This is a genomic window from Pseudomonas sp. I3-I5 (assembly GCF_022699445.1).
Taxonomy (GTDB): Bacteria; Pseudomonadota; Gammaproteobacteria; order Pseudomonadales; family Pseudomonadaceae; genus Aquipseudomonas; species Aquipseudomonas fulva.
Genome location: NZ_CP093940.1, coordinates 1426933 through 1451416 on the forward strand (window position 1 = coordinate 1426933; position 24484 = coordinate 1451416).

Here is a 24484-nt window from a genome sequence, read left to right on the forward strand (position 1 = left end):
ATGGCGTTCTTCACCGCGGCCAGCAAAGCCGACTTCCAGCATCAACTGCAAGCGGCCCTGGCGCAGCACATCAGCGAACAGTCCCTGCCACAAGTGGCGCTGTTCGCCGAACAGTTCTTCGGCATCATCTCTCTGGACGAACTCACCGAGCGCAGGCTTTCCGACCTGGCCGGCTGCACCCTGTCGGCCTGGCGCATCGTCGAGCGTTTCGACCCCGAGCACCCGCAGGTGCGCGTGTACAACCCCGATTACGAACGCAACGGTTGGCAGTCGACCCACACGGTCGTCGAGGTGCTGCACCATGACCTGCCGTTTCTGGTGGACTCGGTCCGCACCGAGCTGAACCGCCGTGGCTACAGCATTCATACGCTGCAGACCACGGTATTGAGCGTGCGCCGCAACGCCAAGGGCGAATTGCTGGAGCTGCTGCCCAAGGGTACCCACGGTGAAGGGGTTGGGCACGAGTCGCTGATGTACCTGGAGATCGATCGCTGCGCCAACGCTGCGGAGCTGAGCGTGCTGGCTCGGGAAATCGAGCAGGTGCTGGCCGAGGTCCGCGTGGCGGTCGATGATTTCGAGCCGATGAAGGACAAGCTGCGTGAAGTCGTGGCGCTGGTCGAGCAGACCCCGTACGGGCCGGCCCAGCACGAAAAGGGCGAGGTCAAGGCGTTCCTGGAGTGGTTGCTGGACAACCACTTCACCTTCCTGGGATACGAAGAGTTCACCGTCCAGGCCGATCAGGCCGGTGGCCAGATGGTTTACGACGCGCAGTCGTTCCTTGGGCTGCCGCGTCGCCTGCGCGTTGGCTTGACCCCCGAAGAGCTGCGCATCGAAGACTACGCCGTGGCCTACCTGGCCGAGCCGCTGCTGCTCTCCTTCGCCAAGGCTGCGCTGCCAAGCCGGGTACACCGCCCGGGCTACCCTGACTACGTGTCCATCCGTCAGCTCGATGCCTCGGGTAACGTGCTCAAGGAACACCGCTTCATGGGCCTTTACACCTCCACGGTGTATGGCGAAAGCGTGCACGCCATCCCCTACATCCGGGTCAAGGTCGCCGAAGTGGAGCGCCGTTCCGGCTTCGATACCAAGGCTCACCTGGGCAAGGAACTGGCGCAGGTGCTCGAGGTGCTGCCGCGCGACGATCTGTTCCAGACGCCGGTCGATGAGCTGTTCAGCACGGTCATGTCCATCGTGCAGATCCAGGAGCGCAACAAGATTCGCGTCTTCCTGCGCAAAGACCCGTACGGGCGCTTCTGCTATTGCCTGGCCTATGTGCCGCGTGAAATCTATTCCACCGAGGTTCGGCAGAAAATCCAGCAGGTGTTGATGGAACGCCTGAAGGCCAGCGATTGCGAGTTCTGGACCTTCTTCTCCGAGTCGGTACTGGCCCGTGTGCAGCTGATCCTGCGCGTGGACCCGAAGAACCGTATCGACATCGACCCGCAGCAGCTCGAGCGTGAAGTCATCCAGGCCTGCCGTTCCTGGCAGGACGATTTCTCGGCGCTGGTCGTGGAGAACTTCGGCGAAGCCCAAGGCACCAACATCCTGGCCGATTTCCCCAAAGGCTTCCCGGCTGGCTACCGCGAGCGCTTCGCCGCCCATTCGGCGGTGGTGGACCTGCAGCATGTGCTGGCCCTGTCGGAAAGCAAGCCACTGGCCATGAGTTTCTACCAGCCGCTCACGCGGGTTGGCGAGCGCACCCTGCACTGCAAGCTGTACCACGCCGACACCCCTCTGGCGCTGTCGGACGTACTGCCGATTCTGGAAAACCTCGGCCTGCGCGTGCTGGGAGAGTTCCCCTATCGACTGCGCCACGCCAATGGCCGCGAATACTGGATTCACGACTTCGCCTTCACCTACAGCGAAGGCCTGAGCCTGAACATCCAGGAGCTCAATGACACCTTCCAGGATGCATTCATCCACATCGTCGGCGGCGATGCCGAAAACGATGCCTTCAACCGCCTGGTGCTGACCGCGGGCCTGCCGTGGCGCGACGTGGCATTGCTGCGTGCCTATGCACGCTACCTGAAACAAATCCGTCTGGGCTTCGACCTGGGCTACATTGCCAGCACGCTAAACAACCACACCGACATCGCGCGCGAGCTTACCCGCCTGTTCAAGACGCGTTTCTACCTGGCCCGCAAGCTGACCCAGGACGACCTCGAGGACAAGCAGCAGCGCCTTGAGCAAGCGATCCTCAATGCGCTGGACGAGGTGCAGGTGCTCAACGAGGACCGCATCCTGCGTCGCTACCTGGACCTGATCAAGGCCACCCTGCGCACCAACTTCTATCAGCTCGATGCCAACGGCCAAAACAAGTCGTATTTCAGCTTCAAGTTCAACCCCAAGCTTGTGCCCGAACTGCCCAAGCCGGTGCCCAAGTTCGAGATCTTCGTCTATTCCCCTCGGGTCGAGGGTGTGCACCTGCGCTTTGGCAACGTTGCGCGCGGCGGCCTGCGCTGGTCGGACCGCGAGGAAGACTATCGCACTGAGGTGCTGGGCCTGGTCAAGGCGCAGCAGGTGAAGAACTCGGTAATCGTACCTGTCGGCGCCAAGGGTGGTTTCCTGCCACGTCGCCTGCCACTGGGTGGCACGCGTGACGAGATCGCGGCAGAGGGCGTGGCGTGCTACCGCATCTTCATCTCGGGGTTGCTCGACATTACCGACAACCTCAAGGACGGTGGCGTCGTGCCGCCGGTCGGCGTGGTGCGTCACGACGATGACGACCCGTACCTGGTCGTGGCGGCCGACAAAGGCACCGCCACGTTCTCGGACATCGCCAACGGCATCGCCATCGACTATGGCTTCTGGCTGGGTGACGCCTTCGCATCGGGTGGCTCGGCAGGCTACGACCACAAGAAAATGGGCATCACCGCCCGCGGTGCCTGGGTCGGCGTGCAGCGTCACTTCCGTGAGCGCGGCATCAACGTGCAGGAAGATCCGATCACGGTGATCGGTGTGGGCGACATGGCCGGCGACGTCTTCGGTAATGGCTTGTTGATGTCCGACAAGCTGCAACTGGTAGCGGCCTTCAACCACCTGCATATCTTCATCGACCCCAACCCGGAGCCGGCGTCCAGCTTTGCCGAGCGCAAGCGCTTGTTCGACTTGCCGCGTTCGGCGTGGACCGACTACGACACCAGCATCATGTCCGAAGGCGGTGGCATTTTCCCGCGTAGCGCCAAGAGCATCGCCATCACGGCGCAGATGAAGGAACGCTTCGCCATCGAGGCCGACCGCCTGACGCCCACCGAGCTGCTCAATGCACTGCTCAAGGCGCCCGTTGACCTGCTCTGGAACGGTGGCATCGGCACCTACGTCAAGGCCAGTGGCGAAAGCCACGCCGACGTTGGCGACAAGGCCAACGACGCCTTGCGTGTCAACGGCAACGAGCTGCGCTGCAAGGTGGTAGGCGAGGGCGGCAACCTGGGCATGACCCAGCTTGGCCGGGTGGAATTCGGCCTGCACGGCGGCGCCACCAACACCGACTTCATCGACAACGCCGGCGGCGTGGATTGCTCCGACCACGAGGTCAACATCAAGATTCTGCTCAACGAGGTTGTGCAGGGTGGTGACATGACCGAGAAGCAGCGCAACCAGCTGCTCGGTAGCATGACCGAGGAAGTGTCCGGCCTGGTGCTGGGCAACAACTACAAGCAGACCCAGGCGCTGTCGCTGGCAGCGCGTCGCGTGCGCGAGCGCATTGCCGAGTACAAGCGCCTGATGGCCGACCTCGAGGCCCGTGGCAAGCTTGACCGGGCCATCGAATTCCTGCCTTCCGAGGAACAGCTGGCCGAGCGCCTCGCCGCCGGCCAGGGCCTGACCCGTGCAGAGCTCTCGGTACTGATCTCCTACAGCAAGATCGACTTGAAGGAGCAGTTGCTCAAGTCCCAGGTGCCGGACGACGATTACCTGACCCGCGACATGGAAACCGCGTTCCCGCCGTCGCTGGTCAGCAAGTTCGCCGACTCCATGCGCCGCCACCGCCTCAAGCGCGAGATCGTCAGCACCCAGATCGCCAACGACCTGGTCAACAACATGGGCATCACTTTCGTGCAGCGGTTGAAGGAATCGACCGGCATGAGCCCTGCCAACGTGGCCGGGGCTTACGTGATCGTGCGCGACATCTTCCACCTGCCGCACTGGTTCCGTCAGATCGAGGCGCTGGATTACCAGGTCCCCGCCGAGATCCAGCTGACCCTGATGGACGAACTGATGCGCCTGGGTCGTCGAGCCACGCGCTGGTTCCTGCGTAGCCGTCGCAATGAGCAAGACGCTGGCCGTGATTGCGCCCACTTTGGGCCGAAGATCGCCCAGCTTGGGCTCAAGCTCGACGAACTGCTCGAAGGCCCGACCCGCGAACGCTGGATGGTGCGCTACCAGAGCTTCGTCGATGCGGGGGTGCCGGAGCTGTTGGCACGCATGGTGGCCGGTACCAGCCATCTGTACACCTTGCTGCCGATCATCGAGGCGGCTGATGTGACCGGTCACGAGCCGGCGCAGGTGGCCAAGGCGTTCTTCGCCGTGGGCAGCGCGCTTGACCTGACCTGGTACTTGCAGGAAATCAGCAATCTGCCGGTGGAGAACAACTGGCAGGCCCTGGCTCGGGAAGCCTTCCGCGACGACATCGACCTGCAACAACGCGCCATCACCATCTCGGTATTGCAGATGGCCGATGCACCGCAGGACATGGATGCCCGCGTCGCGCTGTGGGCCGAGCAGCATCGGGTGATGGTGGAGCGCTGGCGCGCCATGCTCGATGACCTGCGCAGCGCCTCGGGCCATGACTACGCGATGTATGCAGTGGCCAACCGCGAACTGGTCGATCTGGCCATGAGTGGGCAGGCGACTGTAATGCCGTCCTGAGTCATTGCTGAAATGAAAAAGCCCCGGCCGTGATGCCGTAATGCTGTTCACTTAAGCGTGTTGGGGCCGTTTCACGGCCCATCGCGGCACAAAGGCCGCTCCCACGATGCCCAGTGAGCCCGCTAACTCAAGCGTCACGTAGTCACTGTGGGAGCGGCCTTGTGCCGCGATGGGTCGCGGAGGGGCCCTAAATGAACAGCATTACGGCCGTGATGCCGGGGCTTTTTTGTGGGTGAGGTGTTGGGCGATTGGGTATGAAATGACGATCGCTGGGGCCGCGATACAGGACTCAAGTACCGAGGCCGCTAATGCCCGCCGCCGGCACCGAGCAGTACCCAAACGCCAACGATAGAGACGGGCGCTGTTCACGATGTCTGCGCTCACGCCCCACGACATCAACAGACAAGCCCGCCACTGCCTTACTTGAACCGCCGCTCCACACCCTTCTCCACCAGGATCTTGGCCGATATTTCTTCCACCGAAAAATGCGTGGAATTGATGTTGGGAATGTTCTCGCGGCGGAACAGGCTCTCGACTTCTCGCACCTCGAATTCGCACTGGGCGAAGCTCGAGTAACGGCTATTGGGCTTGCGCTCGTGGCGAATGGCGGTCAGCCGGTCGGGGTCGATGGTCAGGCCGAACAGCTTGCTGTGATGCTTTTTCAGCACCGCCGGCAGTTGCAGGCGCTCCATGTCGTCTTCAGTCAGCGGGTAGTTGGCCGCGCGGATGCCGAACTGCATGGCCATGTACAGGCACGTCGGGGTTTTGCCGCAACGGGACACACCCACCAGGATCAGGTCGGCCTTGTCGTAGTAATGGGTGCGAGCGCCGTCATCGTTGTCCAGGGCGAAGTTCACCGCCTCGATGCGCTCCATGTAGTTGGAATTGCCACCAATGGAGTGGGATTTGCCCACCGAATACGAGGAATGGGCGGTCAACTCCTGTTCCAGCGGGGACAGGAACGAGGAGAAGATGTCGATCATGAACCCGTTGGAGGTGGCGAGGATCTCGCGTATGTCCTGGTTGACGATGGTGTCGAAGATGATCGGCCGCATGCCGTCGCGCTCGGCCGCCGCATTGATCTGCTGAACCATGTTGCGCGCTTTTTCGGGGGAGTCGATGTAGGGCCGGGTGAATTTGCTGAAAGGAATGCTCTCGAACTGCGCGAGCAGGCTCTGGCCCAGGGTCTCGGCAGTGATGCCGGTGCCGTCGGAGATGAAGAACGCGGTTCGTTTCATTTGCGATCGGGGCCTTAGTGATGATGACGTTTCTTGATTATGATAAGTTCGCTTTGCCGAATGCGGCTGTCGGCATTCTCACTTATTTTCCAGGTACAGGCCACATGCGTCCGGCCCAGTCAAGAAGACAGGCGGGCGCCGTTGAGCTTTTCCAATACAGCTAGTGGAGAGATCACCTTGGTAGAGTACGTAGTTTCCCTCGAAAAGCTCGGCGTCCATGATGTGGAGCATGTGGGGGGCAAGAACGCATCCCTGGGCGAGATGATCAGCAATCTTGCCGGTGCCGGCGTGTCCGTGCCGGGCGGCTTTGCCACTACGGCTCAGGCGTACCGTGATTTCCTCGAGCAAAGTGGGCTCAACGACCGCATCCATGCGGCGCTCGATGCCCTGGACGTGGACGATGTCAACGCCCTGGCCAAGACCGGCGCGCAGATTCGCCAGTGGGTGATGGAAGCCGAATTCCCGGCGCGTCTGGATGCCGAGATCCGTACCGCCTTCGCCGAAATGGCCAATGGCAACGACAACATGGCCGTGGCCGTGCGCTCCTCGGCCACCGCCGAAGACCTGCCAGACGCCTCGTTCGCCGGCCAGCAGGAAACCTTCCTCAACATCCGCGGCGTGGACAACGTGATCCGTGCTGCGAAGGAAGTGTTCGCCTCGCTGTTCAATGACCGTGCCATCTCCTACCGTGTGCACCAGGGCTTCGACCACAAGCTGGTCGCGCTCTCGGCTGGCGTGCAGCGCATGGTTCGCTCCGAAACCGGTACCGCCGGCGTGATGTTCACCCTGGACACCGAGTCGGGATTCCGTGACGTCGTATTCATCACCGGTGCCTACGGCCTGGGTGAAACCGTGGTCCAGGGCGCGGTCAACCCTGACGAATTCTACGTACACAAACACACCCTGCAGGCTGGCCGTCCGGCCATCCTGCGCCGCAACCTGGGCAGCAAGGCGATCAAGATGGTCTATGGCGAAGAAGCCAAGGCCGGTCGCTCGGTCAAGACGGTCGAAGTCGATCGCGCCGAGCGTGCCCGCTTCTGCCTGAGCGACGACGAAGTCAACGAGCTGGCCAAGCAGGCGATGATCATCGAGCAGCATTATCAGCGCCCAATGGACATCGAGTGGGCCAAGGACGGTGACGACGGCAAGCTGTACATCGTCCAGGCCCGCCCTGAGACCGTGAAGAGCCGCGCCAGCGCCAACGTCATGGAACGTTACCTGCTGAAAGAGAAGGGCACCGTGCTGGTCGAAGGCCGCGCCATCGGCCAGCGCATCGGCGCCGGCAAGGTCCGCGTGATCAACGACGTCTCCGAGATGGACAAGGTGCAGCCAGGCGACGTGCTGGTCTCCGACATGACCGACCCGGACTGGGAGCCGGTGATGAAGCGTGCCAGTGCCATCGTCACCAACCGTGGCGGGCGTACCTGCCATGCGGCCATCATTGCCCGTGAACTGGGTATTCCGGCGGTCGTCGGTTGCGGCAACGCTACCCAGATTCTCAAAGATGGGCAGGGCGTGACCGTCTCCTGCGCCGAAGGCGATACCGGCTTCATCTTCGAGGGTGAACTGGGCTTCGACATCAAGCAGAACTCGGTGGATGCCATGCCCGAGCTGCCGTTCAAGATCATGATGAACGTCGGCAACCCGGACCGCGCCTTCGACTTCGCCCAGCTGCCCAACGCCGGTGTAGGCCTGGCGCGCCTGGAATTCATCATCAACCGCATGATCGGCGTGCACCCCAAGGCATTGCTCAACTACGCCGGCTTGCCGGCCGACCTGAAGGACAGCGTCGACAAGCGCATCGCCGGTTATGACGACCCGGTCGGTTTCTATGTGGAGAAGCTGGTCGAAGGCATCAGCACCCTGGCAGCGGCGTTTTATCCCAAGAAAGTGATCGTGCGCCTGTCGGACTTCAAGTCCAACGAGTACGCCAACCTGATCGGCGGCAAGCTGTACGAGCCCGAAGAAGAAAACCCGATGCTGGGCTTCCGTGGAGCCTCGCGCTACATCAGCGAGGCGTTCCGCGATTGCTTCGAACTCGAGTGCCGCGCACTCAAGCGCGTGCGCAACGAAATGGGCCTGACCAACGTCGAGATCATGGTGCCGTTCGTGCGTACCCTCGGTGAGGCCAGCCAAGTGGTCGACCTGCTGGCTGAAAACGGCTTGGCCCGTGGCGACAACGGCCTGCGCGTCATCATGATGTGCGAACTGCCGTCCAACGCCATCCTGGCCGACGAGTTCCTCGAATACTTCGACGGTTTCTCCATCGGATCGAACGACCTGACCCAGCTGACGTTGGGTCTGGACCGTGACTCGGGCATCATTGCCCACCTGTTCGATGAGCGAAATCCCGCGGTCAAGAAGCTGCTGGCCAACGCCATCGCGGCGTGCAACAAGGCCGGCAAGTACATCGGCATTTGCGGTCAGGGCCCTTCGGATCACCCAGACCTGGCCAAATGGCTGATGGAGCAGGGCATCGACAGCGTATCGCTGAACCCGGACTCGGTGCTCGAAACCTGGTTCTACCTGGCCGAAGGCCAAAGCGCGACCTGATACCGCAAAACGCGAGGGGCGTCTGGCGTCCCTCGCCTGGTTTTTTCCAGGGCGAGTTCCAGCGATGGATTTCGCCCTTTTTTGTGCGACAAGCAACCGACCTATGCAAAGCAGCAGTACATTATTTCCCGTCGCCTTGCTCAGTGCCGAGCGTCGCGGCGACCTCAGTGAAGACGTCTATCGCATCAAGGCCGGCTTGGGTCCCGATCCCAGCGTGGAGCTGGCCGTGACCCGGCTGGGCTTGGCTGACCAGAACACCGCCCAGGGTATTCCGGTCATCTTGCTGCATGGCAGCTTTTCCAATCGGCGTTTCTGGTATTCACCCAAGGGCGGTGGCCTTGGGGCCTACCTGGCCCGGGCCGGCTTCGATGTATGGATCCCCGAGATGCGTGGTCACGGGCTGTCGCCGCGCAATCGGGATTGGGCACAGAACACGGTGGCCGCCTACGCGCGCGACGACGTACCGGCCATCGGTGCCTTCGTGCATGAGAAAGCGGGCAGGGCGCCGCTGTGGATTGGGCATTCGTTGGGCGGCACTACCTTGGCGGTCGCCCTGGGGAGCGGCGCGTTGGCTGCGCAGCATGTGTCGGGTGTGGCGCTATTCGGTTCCCAGGTAAGCCGCAGCTACTGGCCGTTGAAAGTGCCTCCGGTGGTGTGGGGCATGCGCTGGCTGCTGCGCCGCTGGGGGCATTTGTCTGGCTCGCGCTTTGGGCGCGGGCCAGAGGATGAACCCGTCGGCCTTGCCTTGGAACACATGCGCTGGCATGGATTGATCGGGCGTTTTGGCGACAAGCAGGGCGATTGGTGGGCAGGCCTTGCGCAAGTCGACGTGCCGACGCTGGCCGTCGCAGCCGCGGCCGACCAGCAGAGCCCGCCGTGGGCCTGCCGCACGTTGTTCGAGCAACTCGGTGGCGCGCACAAGCAGTTCCTCTGCCTTGGGCCTGCGGCGGGCTTCGATGCCTTTGGCCATGCGGACATGCTGGCCAGCCAGGCTGCCCACGTGCAGGTATGGCCGCTGGTAGAACGCTGGCTGCGTGAGCCCAGGTTGCCGGTGCATGCGTCCATCGAGGCCTTGGCGCTCGTGCCCGCGCTATGAAAGGCGCTGACCGTGCGGTCTCGGGTGACTGCGGTGTGCTCCAAGGTGTAGCCTTGGCCCTCAATCGCTTTCGTTGTGACTGACAGGAGCTTGCCATGCAGCATTACGTAACGCCCGACCTGTGTGACGCCTATCCGGACCTCGTGCAGGTGCTGGAGCCGATGTTCAGCAACTTTGGTGGCCGCGATTCGTTCGGTGGCCAGATCGTCACCATCAAGTGCTTCGAGGACAACTCGCTCGTGCGTGAGCAGGTCGAACTCGATGGCCGGGGCAAGGTGTTGGTGGTCGACGGCGGCGGCTCGCTGCGTCGCGCCCTGTTGGGCGACATGCTTGCCGAAAAAGCGGCGAAAAACGGCTGGGAAGGCCTGGTGATCTACGGTTGCGTGCGCGACGTCGACGCACTGATCCAGACCAACGTGGGTGTGCAGGCGCTGGCCAGCCACCCGCTCAAAACCGACAAGCGTGGCATTGGCGACCTCAACGTCGTGGTGAGTTTCGCGGGCGTGACCTTCAGGCCCGGTGAATACGTGTACGCCGACAACAACGGCGTACTGGTCTCGCCAAGCCCGTTGCAGATGCCGGAATGACGCGCCGCTGGCGCTGATGGAGCTTTGATGTTCGAGGAAGACAACGCGCAGTGGGGGCTGGTGCATGCCCTGGTGCTCGATGGCAAGGGCGGGGCACGCGCCATCGCCCGAACCGAGCTGGCCGATTTGCAACTGCAACCTGAGCAAAGCCTCTGGTTGCACTGGGACCGCAGTCACCCCCAAACCCGGTCATGGCTGCTGAGCGAGAGTGGCCTTAGTGAATTCGCCTGCGAGCTGTTGCTGGAAGAGAACACTCGGCCGCGCTTGCTGCCGATGGCCGACGAGCAATTGTTGCTGTTTCTGCGTGGGGTCAACCTCAACCCTGGTGCCGAGCCTGAGGACATGGTTTCGGTGCGAATCTTCGCCCAGGCCCAGCGCGTGATTTCGCTGCGCTTGCGCCCGCTCCGGGCCAGCGACGAAGTCCTGCTGCAACTGGAGCAGGGCAGGGGGCCGAAGACAGCTTCCGAGTTGCTGTTGCTGATGGGCGAACTGCTGACCGAGAAAGTCCAGGGTTTGGTCAGCGATCTGTCCGAATTGGTCGACCTCGAAGAAGAAAAGGTAGAGGTTGACGAGCGACACCTGCCTGATCAGGGCAGCTTGCAGCAGATCCGCCGCCGCGCGGCTGGGCTGCGACGTTTCCTGGCCCCGCAGCGCGACATCTATGCACATCTTTCACGCAGCAAGTGGAGCTGGTTTGCCGAGGTCGATGCCGATTACTGGAACGAGCTGAACAACAGCCTGATCCGCTATCTCGAAGAGCTCGAACTGACCCGTGAACGTGCGGCATTGGTGCTTGAGAGCGAAGACCGCCGCCGCAGCGAACGGATGAACCGCACCATGTACCGGTTTGGCATCATCACCTGCATCTTTCTGCCAATGAGCTTCATCACCGGGCTGTTGGGCATCAACGTGGGTGGCATTCCTGGGGCGCAGAACCCTTACGGGTTTCTCATGGCGTGCCTGGTGGTGCTGGGGCTGGCAGCAGGGCAATGGTGGTTGTTCCGGCGCTTGCAGTGGGTATAGCCACCAGCGCGCCAGCAGCCTGGTCGACACAAGGTGTGACCCGTCGCCAGGCCGTCTCGTCTCTTGCTGATACTACGCGAGGTGCCCATGCACGATCCGTTCGAACAATCCCTGCGTGACCTGCTCAAGGCATCCCCGTCCGGCAATGACCGCCATGACCAGGATGATGCCGCCTGCCTGGGTCGCGTGCTCAAGACCGCCAACCGTCAGGTTGGCGCCGGTGATCTGTTCAGCTTGCTTGGCCGTTGGAGCCAGGCGCTGATGATCGCCATCAACAATGGCTCGGCGCACGTCGCGCCGGTGCGCAGACATTCTTCCCGCAACGCTGCCGCTGGCAGCAAAGCTGATAAGGCCGACTGAATATGGAACTCGATCTCTGGACCCAGAGCCTGGTCACCGCCATGACCGCCCTATGGACCAAGGTGGCGAACTTCATCCCCAACTTGTTCGGCGCGTTGGTGGTGGTGCTGCTGGGCTTTGTGGTAGCCAAGCTGCTCGATACCTTGCTCTCCAAACTGCTGGCCAAGCTTGGCCTTGATCGCCTGATGGCCGGTACGGGTCTGACCAAGATGCTGGGCCGGGTTGGCATTCAGGTACCGATTTCTACCCTGATCGGCAAGATCGTCTACTGGTTCGTGCTGCTGATCTTCCTCGTATCGGCCGCCGAGTCGCTGGGCCTGGAGCGCGTCTCGGCCACGCTCGACATGCTGGCCTTGTACCTGCCCAAGGTGTTCGGTGCAGCGTTGATATTGCTCGCGGGCGTGCTCCTGGCGCAGGTGGCCAACGGCCTGGTGCGCGGCGCTGCCGAAGGCGTGGGGCTTGAGTACGCCGCGGGGCTTGGACGCATCGTTCAGGGCCTGGTCATCATCATCAGCATTTCAGTGGCTATCAGCCAGCTGGAGGTCAAGACCGACCTGCTCAACCATGTGATCGTTATCGGCCTGATTACCGTTGGTCTGGCCGTTGCGCTGGCCATGGGCCTGGGTAGCCGCGAGATCGCGGGTCAGATCCTGGCGGGCATCTACGTCCGCGAGCTGTTCCAGGTGGGCCAGCAGGTGCGCATTGGCGAGGTAGAAGGGCATATCGAGGAAATCGGCACGGTCAAGACGGTGATCCTCACCGACGATGACGAGCTGGTTTCCCTGTCCAACCGAGAATTGCTCGAGCAGCGGGTCAATAGCCGCTGACCGCACAAAGCTGTTAATGTATGCCGCCGCAAAAACCGACCCTCCTGGGCGTTTGCGGCGACATTGACCTGACTGTCGGCCAGATTCGTTTTGAATAAAGTCCCCACGCCGCCCATGCGCTACGACCCCCGCGAACTCACCGACGAAGAGTTGGTGGCGCGCTCGCATGAGGAGCTGTATCACGTGACCCGCGCGTATGAGGAGCTCATGCGTCGCTATCAGCGAACCCTGTTCAACGTATGTGCACGTTATTTGGGGAACGACCGGGACGCGGATGATGTCTGTCAGGAAGTCATGTTGAAAGTGCTCTATGGTCTCAAGAATTTCGAGGGAAAATCCAAATTCAAGACCTGGCTTTACAGCATCACCTACAATGAATGCATCACCCAGTACCGCAAGGAGCGCCGCAAGCGCAGGTTGATGGATGCCTTGAGCCTGGACCCTGTTGAAGAGGCGTCCGAGGACAAGGCCCCAAAGGCCGGAGAAAAGGGCGGGCTGGACAAGTGGCTGGTCCATGTGAACCCGATCGATCGGGAAATCCTGGTGCTGCGATTCGTCGCCGAGCTGGAGTTCCAGGAGATCGCGGATATCATGCACATGGGGCTCAGCGCGACGAAAATGCGATACAAGCGTGCGCTTGACAAGCTTCGGGAGAAATTTGCCGGTCTGGATGAAACTTAACGACCAGCAAATATCTCTAACGAACCGGCGAGTTCTGCTAGACTCGCCGACGAGTTGTCCCCCCGGTTTTGGTGGGACTGCTTAACTATCACCAGATGGGGATTTAACGGATGAAACTGAAAAACACCTTGGGCTTGGCCATTGGTTCGCTCGTAGCCGCCACCTCGATTGGCGCTATGGCACAAGGCCAAGGCGCCGTCGAAACTGAAATCTTCTACAAGAAAGAATTCTTCGACAGCCAGCGCGACTTCAAAAACGACGGTAACCTGTTCGGCGGCTCCATCGGTTACTTCCTGACCGACGACGTTGAACTGCGTCTGGGCTACGACGAAGTCCACAACGCCCGTGGCGACGACGGCAAGAACATCAAGGGCTCCAACACCGCCCTGGACGCCGTTTACCACTTCAACAACCCGTACGACGCCATCCGTCCGTACGTTTCCGCTGGTTTCTCGCACCAGTCGATCGGCCAGACCGGCCGTGGTGGTCGTAACCACTCCACCTTCGCCAACGTTGGCGCTGGCGCCAAGTGGTACATCACTGACATGTTCTACGCCCGTGCCGGCGTAGAAGCTCAGTACAACATCGACCAGGGCGACACCGAGTGGGCTCCAAGCGTTGGTGTTGGTCTGAACTTCGGCGGTAGCCCGAAGAACCAGGCTGCTCCTGCACCTGCTCCAGTTGCTGAAGTCTGCTCCGACTCCGACAACGACGGCGTTTGCGACAACGTCGACAAGTGCCCAGACACCCCGGCCAACGTCACTGTTGACGCCGACGGCTGCCCGGCTGTTGCCGAAGTCGTTCGCGTTGAGCTGGACGTCAAGTTCGACTTCGACAAGTCGGTCGTCAAGCCTAACAGCTACGGCGACATCAAGAACCTGGCTGACTTCATGAAGCAGTACCCACAGACCACCACCGTGGTTGAAGGTCACACTGACTCCGTAGGTCCAGACGCTTACAACCAGAAGCTGTCCGAGCGTCGTGCCAACGCTGTTAAGCAGGTCCTGACCCAGCAGTACGGCGTAGAATCCAGCCGTGTTGACTCGGTTGGCTACGGCGAAACCCGTCCGGTTGCCGACAACGCCACCGAAGAAGGCCGTGCTATCAACCGTCGCGTTGAAGCTCAGGTAGAAGCCCAGGCCAAGTAATTGGTTTGAAGCTTCATGAAAAACCCGGCCTCGGCCGGGTTTTTCTTTGCCTGCATGACAGCATGTGATGTCTAGCAGGCAAGCACTGGTGTAAGGCCCAGCCAAGGCAGTGCTTGCCTGCTAGACATTTGTCTGTACGTTCATCTGCCCAGGCAGCCCTCCGCAGAAAACCTGCAGGCCAACATCGGGCTGTCCTGTGCCGTTGGTGATAGCTATAATCGCCCCCTCACTCACCCCGAGTCTTGCCTGCCCATGTATACCCTGGCCCGCCAGCTGCTGTTCAAACTGTCACCGGAAACTTCTCATGATCTGTCGCTGGACCTGATCGGTGCCGGCGGCCGGCTTGGCTTGAACGGCAAGCTGTGCAAGCGCCCGGCCTCATTGCCGGTCAAGGTCATGGGCCTGGATTTCGCCAACCCGGTAGGTCTGGCGGCTGGCTTGGACAAGAACGGTACGGCCATCGACGGCTTCGCCCAGCTGGGCTTCGGTTTCGTCGAGATCGGCACTGTCACGCCTCGCCCGCAACCTGGCAACCCCAAACCTCGGCTGTTCCGCTTGCCAGAGGCAACTGCCATCATCAACCGCATGGGTTTCAATAACCTTGGGGTTGATCATCTGCTGGGCCGTGTACGCGCTGCCCGTTACAAGGGCGTGCTGGGTATCAATATTGGCAAGAACTTCGACACGCCAGTCGAGCGCGCGGTGGACGATTACCTGATCTGCCTGGACAAGGTCTACAGCGCGGCCAGCTACGTCACTGTCAATGTCAGCTCACCCAACACCCCGGGGCTGCGCAGCCTGCAGTTCGGGGATTCGCTCAAGCAATTGCTCGATGCCTTGGCGGAACGTCGGGCACAGCTGAGCGCCCGTCATGGCCGGCATGTGCCCTTGGCCATCAAGATTGCCCCTGACATGAGCGATGAAGAAACGGCGCTGGTGGCCGCTGCGCTTGTCGAGTCAGGCATGGACGCGGTCATCGCGACCAATACCACGCTCGGGCGCGAAGGCGTGGAGGCCCTGCCGTATGGCGGTGAAGCAGGCGGGCTCTCAGGCGCCCCCGTACGCCAGAAGAGCACACGTATCGTTCAGGTGTTGGCCGGTGAGATGGGCGGCAAGCTGCCAATCATTGCCGCAGGGGGCATCACGGAAGGAAAACATGCGGCCGAGAAGATCGCCGCCGGTGCGAGCCTGGTGCAGATCTACTCGGGCTTCATCTATAAAGGGCCGGCGCTCATTCGAGAAGCCGTGGACGCCATCGCCGCCATGCCCAAGCGGTAAGCTTGCCCACAAAAAAAGGGCCCCATGAAGGGGCCCTTGGGCCTCAGCCCGCCGCCCTGGTGGGGCGTGCCTGGTAAATCGCGTGAATGTCCTCTATCAGCCTACGGCGTGATTTTCGTTGAGCCTGTGGATACCGGCGGTGCCAGTCATACCGTCCCAGTTGTCACCACGGCCCTCCCGCCAGCCGTTGATCCAGGCTTGACGAACAGATGGCAGGGTAAAGGGGCAAAGCTCCCGGGATTTGCCGGTGACTCCATATTGGTAGCCACGTGAAAATGCTCTTTCCAACGGATCACGCTTAAGTCTTCTCATAGGGTGTTGCCCTCACTTGTTGACTGTAATGTCCCGTCGGCCTCATGGAGGCCGGGCAGAATCGTTCTGCCGGTATGGGCTCGCTGCCGGCGTCGCGAGCCTGAAGTGCCGCTTCGTTGCGATGCGGCCTGTGCTCAGTTCTAACCAATGCAGGTGACGGTGGGAATGATCGATTTGTCATAAGCACGTAACCTTTCCAAGGGTCAGGGGATAAGTAAATAAATGCGACTCATCCTTATTCCCGCCGCAGCCCCGCAGGATCGGGGGTTAGCCGAAGTTTGACGCCATTTTGCCATCGCCTCTGTGAGGCATTTGAAATACCTCGAAATGCGACGAAGGGTCACCTAGGCCCCGGTGTCGCGAGAATGTATGTACTGCTCGATGATCTAAGCTATTTGTGCCGTCAGGCATGGATGGGTAAGTCGGGCGGCCCGGTCATCGCTCTTGCGTAAGGGGAGCGTGGCCACTTGCACACCTGTCGGAAAAGGGTGCAGGTAAACAGGGCGTCGCGATGCGTCGCAGCGCCAGTCTAATAGCCCTACTGTGCTGGATAACTCATGTCGGACCGTTTCGAACTCTACCTCACTTGTCCCAAAGGCCTTGAAAGCCTGCTTGCAGAAGAGGCCCGCAGCCTTGGCCTGGATGAGGTGCGTGAACACACCTCGGCTATTCGCGGGGCTGCCGACATGGAGACAGCCTACCGTCTGTGCCTGTGGTCCAGGTTGGCAAACCGCGTATTGCTGGTGCTCAAGCGGTTTTCCATGAAAAACGCCGACGACCTGTATGACGGTGTCAATGCCGTGGAGTGGGCTGACCACTTGGCCGCTGATGGCACCCTGGCCGTTGAGTTCAGCGGTCATGGGTCAGGGATCGACAATACTCATTTCGGCGCTCTCAAGGTCAAGGATGCCATTGTCGACAAACTGCGCAACCGTGAAGGCCTACGCCCGTCGGTGGAGAAGATCGACCCGGATGTGCGCGTGCACCTGCGCCTTGACCGGGGTGAGGCGATCCTGTCGCTGGACCTCTCCGGTCACAGCCTCCATCAGCGTGGTTATCGCCTGCAGCAAGGTGCAGCACCGCTCAAGGAAAACCTCGCTGCCGCCGTGTTGATTCGTTCCGGCTGGCCACGCATCGCTGCCCAGGGCGGCGCACTGGCCGACCCCATGTGTGGTGTCGGCACATTCCTGGTCGAGGCGGCAATGATCGCCGCGGACATCGCCCCCAACCTCAAGCGTGAGCGTTGGGGCTTCACGGCGTGGCTGGGCCATGTGCCTGCGCTCTGGCGCAAGGTGCATGATCAGGCGCAGGCGCGGGCTGAAGCTGGCCTGGCCAAACCTGCGTTGTGGATCCGCGGCTATGAAGCCGATCCTCGCTTGATACAACCAGGGCGTAACAACGTCGAACGCGCAGGCCTGAGCGATTGGGTGAAGATCTATCAGGGTGAAGTGAGTACATTCGAGCCGCGCCCGGACCAGAACCAGAAAGGCTTGGTCATCAGCAACCCACCCTACGGGGAGCGTCTGGGTGACGAAGCCAGCCTGCTTTACCTTTACCAGAACCTTGGCGAACGCCTGCGTCAGGCATGCATGGGTTGGGAAGCCGCCGTCTTTACGGGCGCTGCGCAACTGGGCAAGCGCATGGGCCTGCGCAGCCACAAGCAGTACGCATTCTGGAACGGTGCACTGCCCTGCAAGTTGTTGCTGTTCAAGGTCCAGCCGGACCAGTTCGTGACCGGCGAGCGCCGTACCGAACCGGCTGAAGCCCTGCAAGCCCACCAGCCAGCGCAGGTGGCCAGCCAGCCTGCTCGCCTGTCCGAGGGTGCGCAGATGTTTGCCAACCGCCTGCAGAAAAACCTTCGGCAGCTGGGCAAGTGGGCTCGCCGCGAACAGGTCAGCTGCTATCGACTGTACGATGCGGATATGCCCGAGTACGCCCTGGCTGTAGACATGTATCAGGACTGGGTGCACGTGCAGGAATACGCCGCGCCGCGTTCGATCGATCCCGACAAGGCACAAGCGCGCCTGCTCGACGCGCTGGCGGCGATCCCCCAGGCCCTTGGTATTTCGCCACAGCGCGTGGTGCTCAAGCGCCGGGAGCGTCAAAGCGGAACCCGCCAGTACGAGCGCCAGGCCACGGAAGGTCGCTTTCAGGAAGTGTCGGAAGCGGGGGTCAAGCTGCTGGTCAACCTGACCGACTACCTCGATACCGGCCTGTTCCTGGACCATCGGCCGATGCGCTTACGCATTCAGCGTGAGGCGGCCGGCAAGCGCTTCCTGAACCTGTTCTGCTATACCGCGACGGCTACCGTGCATGCAGCCAAGGGCGGGGCGCGCAGCACCACCAGCGTCGACCTGTCGAAAACCTACCTGGACTGGGCGCGGCGCAACCTGGCGCTCAACGGCTTTTCAGAGCGCAATCGTCTGGAACAAGGGGATGTCATGACGTGGTTGGAGGCCGAGCGTGAAAGCTACGACCTGATCTTCATCGATCCGCCCACGTTCTCCAACTCCAAGCGCATGGAAGGTGTGTTCGACGTTCAGCGCGACCACGTTCAGTTGCTGGACTTGGCGATGGCGCGGCTGGCCCCGGGTGGTGTGCTGTATTTCTCCAACAACTTCCGCAAGTTCCAGCTCGACGAGCACCTGTCTGCTCGTTACGCCGTGGAAGAGATCACCGCCCAGACGCTTGACCCGGACTTCGCCCGCAACAACCGCATCCATCGCGCCTGGAAGCTGCAGTTGCGGTGATGCGCCGACGCCTGTGCCCTTGCGGGGGCACAGGCCATGCAGGTCACTTGGCGGCTGTACTGGCGTTTGCGCTGGGCTGGCGGTAGAGGTCCAGCAGCACCTGGTCCAGCACCTGCGAGGCGCCCCACGGTTTGGGGTCGTTGAGGATAGCGGCCACTGCCCAGGTATGGCCGTTGCTGTCACGGCTGAAACCCGCGATTGCCCGTACGGTGTTGAGCGTGCCGGTCTTGATGTGGCCCTCACCGGTCATGGCGGTGCGCTTGAGGCGTTTGCGCATGGTCCCATCCATACCCACCAGCGGCAGCGAGCTCATGAACTCGGCCGCGTAGGGGCTTTTCCAGGCCGCTTGCAGCATGGCTGCCATCTCACGCGTGCTCACGCGTTCGGCGCGGGACAGCCCTGAGCCGTTTTCCATCACCAGGTGCGGCGCGGTGATGCCTTTCTTGGCCAGCCACTGACGCACGACACGCTGCGCGGCACGGGCGTCATCGCCATCGGCATCGGTACGGAACTGGGCACCCAGGCTCAGGAACAACTGCTGAGCCATGGTGTTGTTGCTGTACTTGTTGATGTCACGGATGATTTCCACCAGGTCCGGCGAGAAAGCGCGCGCCAGCAACCGTGCGCTTTTAGGCACGTTTTCGATGCGGTCGGTACCTTGGATGGTACCCCCCAGCTCGTTCCAGATGGCACGCACCGCGCCGGCGGCATAGGTCGGATGATCGAGCAGCGAGAGGTAGGTTTGGGAGTTGCAGCCATCGCCCAACTGACCACTGACGGTCACGGTGATGCCGTCGGGCTGTGGCACGGGGTTGTAGCGTACGTCGCCGGCGCAATTCTTGCTGTTGACAGCCTTGACCTGGTTGTCGATGCGAATGCTGGCAATCGGCGGCTCCACGGCAACGCTGACCCTGCCGCCGTCGTTACGCGCCACGAAGCGCAAGGCCTTGAGATTGACCAGCAACGCGTCAGGCTTCACCAGGAACGGCTTGTTCTGATCACCCCCGTCGTCATTGAATTGCGGCAGGTTGGGCTGCACGAAATGGCTGCGGTCGAGCACCAGGTCACCTGTGATGGTGCGCACGCCGTTGGCGCGAAGGTCACGCATCAGCAACCACAGCTTTTCCATGTTCAGCTTCGGATCGCCCCCACCCTTGAGGTAGAGGTTGCCGTTAAGTACACCGTTGCTGAGCGTACCGTCGGTGAAGAACTCGGTTTTCCACTGGTAGGTCGGCCCCAGCAGCTCCAGGGCGGCATAGGTGGTGACCAGTTTCATGGTCGAGGCAGGGTTGACGGACACGTCGGCGTTGAACACCGTGGCCGTACCGGGGCCATCCAAGGGCAGCATCACCAATGACAATGCCGTGTCTTGCAGCTTATTGGCCTTGAGTGCCTGTTGCACCTTGGGTGGAAGGTTTGTATTGACCGCAGCTGCCTGGCTGGTCAGGGCCAAAGGCAGCAACAGGCCGGCGAGTACGATGGGGCGGAGCGTTTTGATCATGATAAACAGATACCCTGCAACGAGGAGAAAGGGCATTGGGGCTATAAATGGATGATGGCCCCAGAACGAATGCACACGCATTATGCCTCAAGCCCCCCGGGGTTGCGCCAGTTCGATGCACATGGGTTTCACATCAGGCCGCCGCGGCGAGTGTGTGTTAAGCAACGCAGCTTTTGCGCAGACCCGAAAGTAAAAAGGCCACCCCTGGGGGTGGCCTTCTGCGAACGAACCCGACAGAGCATTACTCTGCCTTGTTGATCGGCTTTTCCGGGTACCAGGCGTCGAGCAACGGGCTGACTTCAACCTTGGTCAATTCGCTGCGGCCTTTGAGCCAGCTTTCGACGGCAGCGCGCTGCTCTTCGGTAACCGAGCCACGCTTGACCGAGCACACCAGACCGTAATCGTCACCGCCGACATAGTCGAGGCCGTTGGCATCCATGGCTTCGGCAAGGAACGCGTCGAGGAATGCATCGATTGCCTGGTCATCCAGATCCTCTTTGAATTCCAGGTTCAGCTCGAAGCCCAATTCCTGAAACTCGTCGACACACAGCTTCTTGCGCAGACGACGGGAGCGGTTTGTGGCCATGAAACAATCCTCTTAGGTAATAACGCCGCGCAGTCTATCAGTTAACACGCCCGGTTGCCCGCCTGCGTGCACGTGGTTGTCGACAGGTCCAGCGTCAGCGCTCGGTGCACGCGCCGCATGTGCCGGGCTAGGGCTTGCCGTCGCAGTCGCACTTGGGCAGGTGTGAGTTCGTCACAATCGAGGGCAATGCACGCTCGCATCAGCGCTGCCGCCTCTAGCATGCGTGCTGCGCTCAGGACTTTATGCGCATGGGCGGCGATTGCCTGCTGATCTTTATCAGGCTGCAGCTCCATCAAAAGCGTGAAGTCTGTCTCCAGGCTTTGTAGCAGCGTCTGGAGAAATCGCCTATGGTCAGCCGGGTCATGCCCGACCACCGCGCTGAGCCCATTAAGGCAATACGGCTTGCACCGGTTCTTTTTCCGACGCTGCATGTTCACTGCTGCAAGGCGTTGACTCAGGGTGCTGAGGCTGATGGGCTTGAGCAGGCAATCATCCATGCCCGAGCTCAGGCATTTGCGCCGTACCTCGGGTTGTGCGTTGGCGGTATAGCCCAGTATCGTGCAGCGCCTTCGTCCCGTCCGCTGCTCTTCGGTGCGTACCGCCGTCGCCAACTGGTAGCCGTTCATGTGGGGCATGTTGCAATCGAGCACCAGCACGTCGAAGTCGCCTGCACGCCAGGCCATCAGGCCTTCGCGACCGTCCGTGGCCGTGGCGTGCTGCAGCCCGAGGTAACCGAGCTGCTGTGCCATCAGTTGCAGGTTGGCAGGGTGATCATCGATCACCAGTACGTTGAGGTGGGGGTCAGGTGCCTGCAAACGCTCGACTGCCGGTGTCGATCGCACTGCAGGATCAGCTTGTTGCAACGGCATCTTCACCCGGACCTGGGTGCCCAGGCCTTCCAGGCTCTTGATGCTGAGGTCGGCGCCCATCATTTCGCAGAGTGTACGGCAAATGGTAAGGCCCAGGCCCGTACCGGCGCGTGCCCCCTGACTGTGCGGGTTCGCCTGAACGAAAGGATTGAACAGCCGTTGTACGTCGTCCGGGTGGATACCGATGCCGCTGTCACGCACCTCCATGTCCAGCAGCGAGCTGGCGCTGTCTGTGTCTTGTACAAGCCTGGCGTGGATGCGTACCTGGCCGTGCTCGGTGAACTTGATGGCATTGCTCACCAGATTGGACAGCACCTGCTTGAAGCGCAAGGGGTCTAGCAGCACATGGCAACGTGCCGCTGGCTCGATGATGACTTCCAGCGCCAACCCTTTCTGCCGGGCCTGGCCCTCGAAGATACGCCCCACCGACTCGAGCAATGCAGCCAGATCCACCACCTCGGGGACCAGGGTGAGGTGCCCTGACTCTATGCGCACGATGTCCAGTATGTCGCCAATCAAGCCAAGCAGGTCCTTGGCCGAATGGTGAGCCAGCTGAAGGGCGCCGCGATCGACCTGGCCCTGCTCGGCACGCTTGACGGCGAGTTCGAGCATGCCGATGACTGCGTTCATGGGCGTGCGGATTTCATGGCTGATGGTGGCCAGGAAGGTACTCTTGGCTCGGTTGGCGTCATCGGCCTGCTGCTTGGCCTGGCGCAACTCGTTGACCAACTGGCGGCGGTCGCTGATGTCGATCCATCCGCCAATGATGCCCTGGACCTCGCCCAGCGAATCCCGGTAGGGCAGGATCCAGTGGTAGATGGTGATTTCCCGGCCCTTGATGTGCAAGGGCCTGTCCATGATCAAGGGCGACCCGGCCGCCATCACCTTGCGATAGTCGTCCTGGATCTGTCGGGTCTGCTCGCGGTCGGCAAACAGGCTGCTCTCCAGTTGCTTGCCCAGGACCTCCTCGGCACTGGCTTGCACCGCTTCGAGGTAGCTGTAGTTACAGCTCTGCAGGCAACCCTCTCGATCACGAACGTACATCGGGTGTGGCGTACCGTTGAGCAATGCACGCATGAATGCCACCTGATCGTTCAGGGCGCGCTCCGCTTGCTGGCGTTGATGGATCTGCAAACGCAGACGGGCGTTCCACAGCAATGCCAGCAACAGCAATACCGCTGCACCCAGGGCTACAAGTACTGTCAAGCGGCGAAAGCCCTCGCCCTGGGTATCTTCGAACAGGGTGTAGCCTCGCCAGCGGTTGTTGATCACCCCCAGCTCTTCAGGTGAAATGCTCGAAAGCGCCTTGTCCAGAATCGAAATGAGGGTTTTGGAAGGTGTGCTGGTGGCCATGGCATAACTGGCAGGCTCACTGCCCACTGTGGTGCGGATGATCAGGTCAGGATTGCTGGCCAACGCGTGGTTGGCGTCGATCAGCGTTGTGATGACGGCGTCCACTGCTCCGCTGTTGAGCAGGGCCATGGAATAGTACGAGCTTTCCGTTTCGATCCAGCCGATTTGCGGGTGATAGCGCGAGAGCATGGTGTCCAGGGCGCTGTAGCGTGTGATTGCGATCCGCTTGCCGCGCAGTTCGTCCAGCGAAGTGGCTGCCGCGTTGCCCTTGCGATTGACCAGCACATAAGTGCTGTCCAGATACGCCTGGCTGATCTGCAGATCGTTCTGGTCGATGCTGCCGCTTGCCAAGGCGGCGATGACATCGGCGCGGCCGTCCTTGACCCGTGCGATCATGTCCGCGATGCCACTGGCCCGTTGCACCTCGAAGCGCAAGCCCGTACGCAGGCTGATCAGCTCAAGCAGGTCGGCGGTGATGCCACGAAAATAACCCGAGTTGTCGAAGTAGGACAATGGCGCTGCCGTACCGTCGACAACGACACGCATGACCGGATGTCGCTGCAACCACTGCGCTTCGGTACGCGTCAGTCGAAGCTTGCGATCGGTCAGAAGCAGATCGCTGCCTGCGCTCCAGCGTTTGAATATGCTCGACCGCAGGGCGGAGGACTGACTGTCGAGCGTCGCATTGACCAGCGCGAGCAGCACCGTGTCTTGTTCGCGCAGGGCGAAGCCGAAGCCAAACGCTTCATGGTTGCCAAAGCTGGCCATGCGCAGCCTTGGAAGGTGACCGCGGTTGAGTTGGTAGTGGGTGGAGATCGTGTCGCCGATGAAGACGTCTGCCTGGCCGAACGCCACCGCATTCAGGGCTTCGCTGGATGACCCGAAGGCCAGGACCTTGGCATCGGGATAGACACTGAGTACCTCTTTCCTCGGCAGGTAGTGATACAGCATGCCTAGGCGCATGCCTGACAGGCCAGTATCCAGCGCCCGGTGTTCGTCTTCGCGGGTGACCAGCACGGGTTGGTCGATGGCGTAGGCGTGCGACAGCACCACGCCTTCATAGTTGGCGTCATAGCCGTTGGCACTGCCCAGCATATCGATGTCGCCTTGTTTGAGCGCTTGCAGCGCCGTTTGGCGGCTTGAATAGCGCAGCACGCGGACCGGCAGATCAAGCGCCTTGCCCAATAGGCTGGCGTACTCTGCGGTGAGGCCCTGATAGTCGCGCCCGCCACTGCTGATGTCGAAAGGTGGATAATCCGGAGCAGATGTTCCAATCACCAGTTCGTGGCGAGCATTCAACCATTGCTGCTGTTCTGGGGTAATTGCAGGTATGGCGGGTCGCGCAGTGGAGCGGGCGACCAAGGACAACTGGGACGCGCCTTGCTGCCCGGCGTTAGCCAGGTTGCCCAGCAGCATGGCGACCAGGAGCAGGAGGGCGATAGAACGTGCCATGGAG

The 24484-nt window shown here is 61.4% G+C and carries 16 protein-coding genes; 11 read left to right on the plus strand and 5 right to left on the minus strand.

The genetic code is table 11. The features are described 5' to 3' along the window. Positions 1-4866 (plus strand): NAD-glutamate dehydrogenase, encoded by a 4866-nt coding sequence (locus tag MOP87_RS06415; RefSeq protein ID WP_242810260.1) that lies wholly within the window; start codon positions 1-3, stop codon positions 4864-4866. A gap of 419 nt (positions 4867-5285) precedes the next feature. Here MOP87_RS06415 and MOP87_RS06420 read toward each other — a convergent pair whose 3' ends face one another. Beyond that, entirely contained in the window at positions 5286-6104 is an 819-nt protein-coding gene (locus MOP87_RS06420; RefSeq protein ID WP_027916539.1) for a pyruvate, water dikinase regulatory protein, read from the minus strand. A gap of 177 nt (positions 6105-6281) precedes the next feature. Between MOP87_RS06420 and ppsA the strand changes: the two genes are divergently transcribed. From ppsA to MOP87_RS06465, 9 genes are all read left to right on the plus strand, one after another. Beyond that, on the plus strand, positions 6282-8657 hold the full coding sequence (gene ppsA, locus MOP87_RS06425) for a phosphoenolpyruvate synthase (RefSeq protein ID WP_027916540.1): 2376 nt from the start codon (positions 6282-6284) through the stop codon (positions 8655-8657). Positions 8658-8760: 103 nt separating this feature from the next. Further along, the gene (locus tag MOP87_RS06430) at positions 8761-9753 is read left to right on the plus strand and encodes an alpha/beta fold hydrolase (RefSeq protein ID WP_232097737.1); all 993 of its coding nucleotides are present in this window, start codon (positions 8761-8763) and stop codon (positions 9751-9753) included. A 95-nt stretch (positions 9754-9848) separates the two neighbouring features. Beyond that, complete coding sequence (gene rraA, locus MOP87_RS06435; RefSeq protein WP_023533704.1) at positions 9849-10340, plus strand: ribonuclease E activity regulator RraA; 492 nt, start codon at positions 9849-9851, stop codon at positions 10338-10340. Between the two features lie 27 nt (positions 10341-10367). Continuing rightward, positions 10368-11363 carry a zinc transporter ZntB gene (locus MOP87_RS06440; RefSeq protein WP_088523054.1) on the plus strand — a complete coding sequence of 332 codons (996 nt, stop codon included), beginning with the start codon at positions 10368-10370 and terminating at the stop codon, positions 11361-11363. A gap of 87 nt (positions 11364-11450) precedes the next feature. Further along, positions 11451-11723, plus strand: coding sequence for a hypothetical protein (locus tag MOP87_RS06445; RefSeq protein ID WP_023533663.1), 273 nt, complete (start codon positions 11451-11453; stop codon positions 11721-11723). Positions 11724-11725: 2 nt separating this feature from the next. After that, complete coding sequence (locus MOP87_RS06450; protein WP_027916543.1) at positions 11726-12550, plus strand: mechanosensitive ion channel domain-containing protein; 825 nt, start codon at positions 11726-11728, stop codon at positions 12548-12550. Between the two features lie 114 nt (positions 12551-12664). Continuing rightward, complete coding sequence (sigX, locus tag MOP87_RS06455) at positions 12665-13231, plus strand: RNA polymerase sigma factor SigX (RefSeq protein ID WP_242810261.1); 567 nt, start codon at positions 12665-12667, stop codon at positions 13229-13231. A 110-nt stretch (positions 13232-13341) separates the two neighbouring features. Further along, entirely contained in the window at positions 13342-14379 is a 1038-nt protein-coding gene (locus MOP87_RS06460; protein WP_023533705.1) for an OmpA family protein, read from the plus strand. 252 nt (positions 14380-14631) lie between these two features. Next, complete coding sequence (locus tag MOP87_RS06465) at positions 14632-15657, plus strand: quinone-dependent dihydroorotate dehydrogenase (protein WP_027916545.1); 1026 nt, start codon at positions 14632-14634, stop codon at positions 15655-15657. 96 nt (positions 15658-15753) lie between these two features. Here the strand turns inward: MOP87_RS06465 and rmf are convergent, their stop codons facing one another. After that, a complete protein-coding gene (rmf, locus tag MOP87_RS06470; RefSeq protein WP_023533691.1) occupies positions 15754-15969 on the minus strand; it encodes a ribosome modulation factor in 216 nt (71 codons plus the stop codon). Positions 15970-16526: 557 nt separating this feature from the next. Between rmf and rlmKL the strand changes: the two genes are divergently transcribed. Then, positions 16527-18719 (plus strand): bifunctional 23S rRNA (guanine(2069)-N(7))-methyltransferase RlmK/23S rRNA (guanine(2445)-N(2))-methyltransferase RlmL, encoded by a 2193-nt coding sequence (rlmKL, locus tag MOP87_RS06475; protein WP_027916546.1) that lies wholly within the window; start codon positions 16527-16529, stop codon positions 18717-18719. A gap of 43 nt (positions 18720-18762) precedes the next feature. Here rlmKL and dacB read toward each other — a convergent pair whose 3' ends face one another. The 3 genes from dacB to MOP87_RS06490 all read right to left on the minus strand — a co-directional run bounded on the left by dacB (position 18763) and on the right by MOP87_RS06490 (position 24480). Continuing rightward, a complete protein-coding gene (gene dacB, locus MOP87_RS06480; protein ID WP_027916547.1) occupies positions 18763-20220 on the minus strand; it encodes a D-alanyl-D-alanine carboxypeptidase/D-alanyl-D-alanine-endopeptidase in 1458 nt (485 codons plus the stop codon). Positions 20221-20461: 241 nt separating this feature from the next. After that, entirely contained in the window at positions 20462-20806 is a 345-nt protein-coding gene (locus MOP87_RS06485; protein ID WP_023533709.1) for a YggL family protein, read from the minus strand. Positions 20807-20847: 41 nt separating this feature from the next. Continuing rightward, positions 20848-24480, minus strand: a complete 3633-nt coding sequence (locus MOP87_RS06490; RefSeq protein WP_145280819.1) for a transporter substrate-binding domain-containing protein — start codon at positions 24478-24480, stop codon at positions 20848-20850. Positions 24481-24484 lie beyond the last annotated feature (4 nt).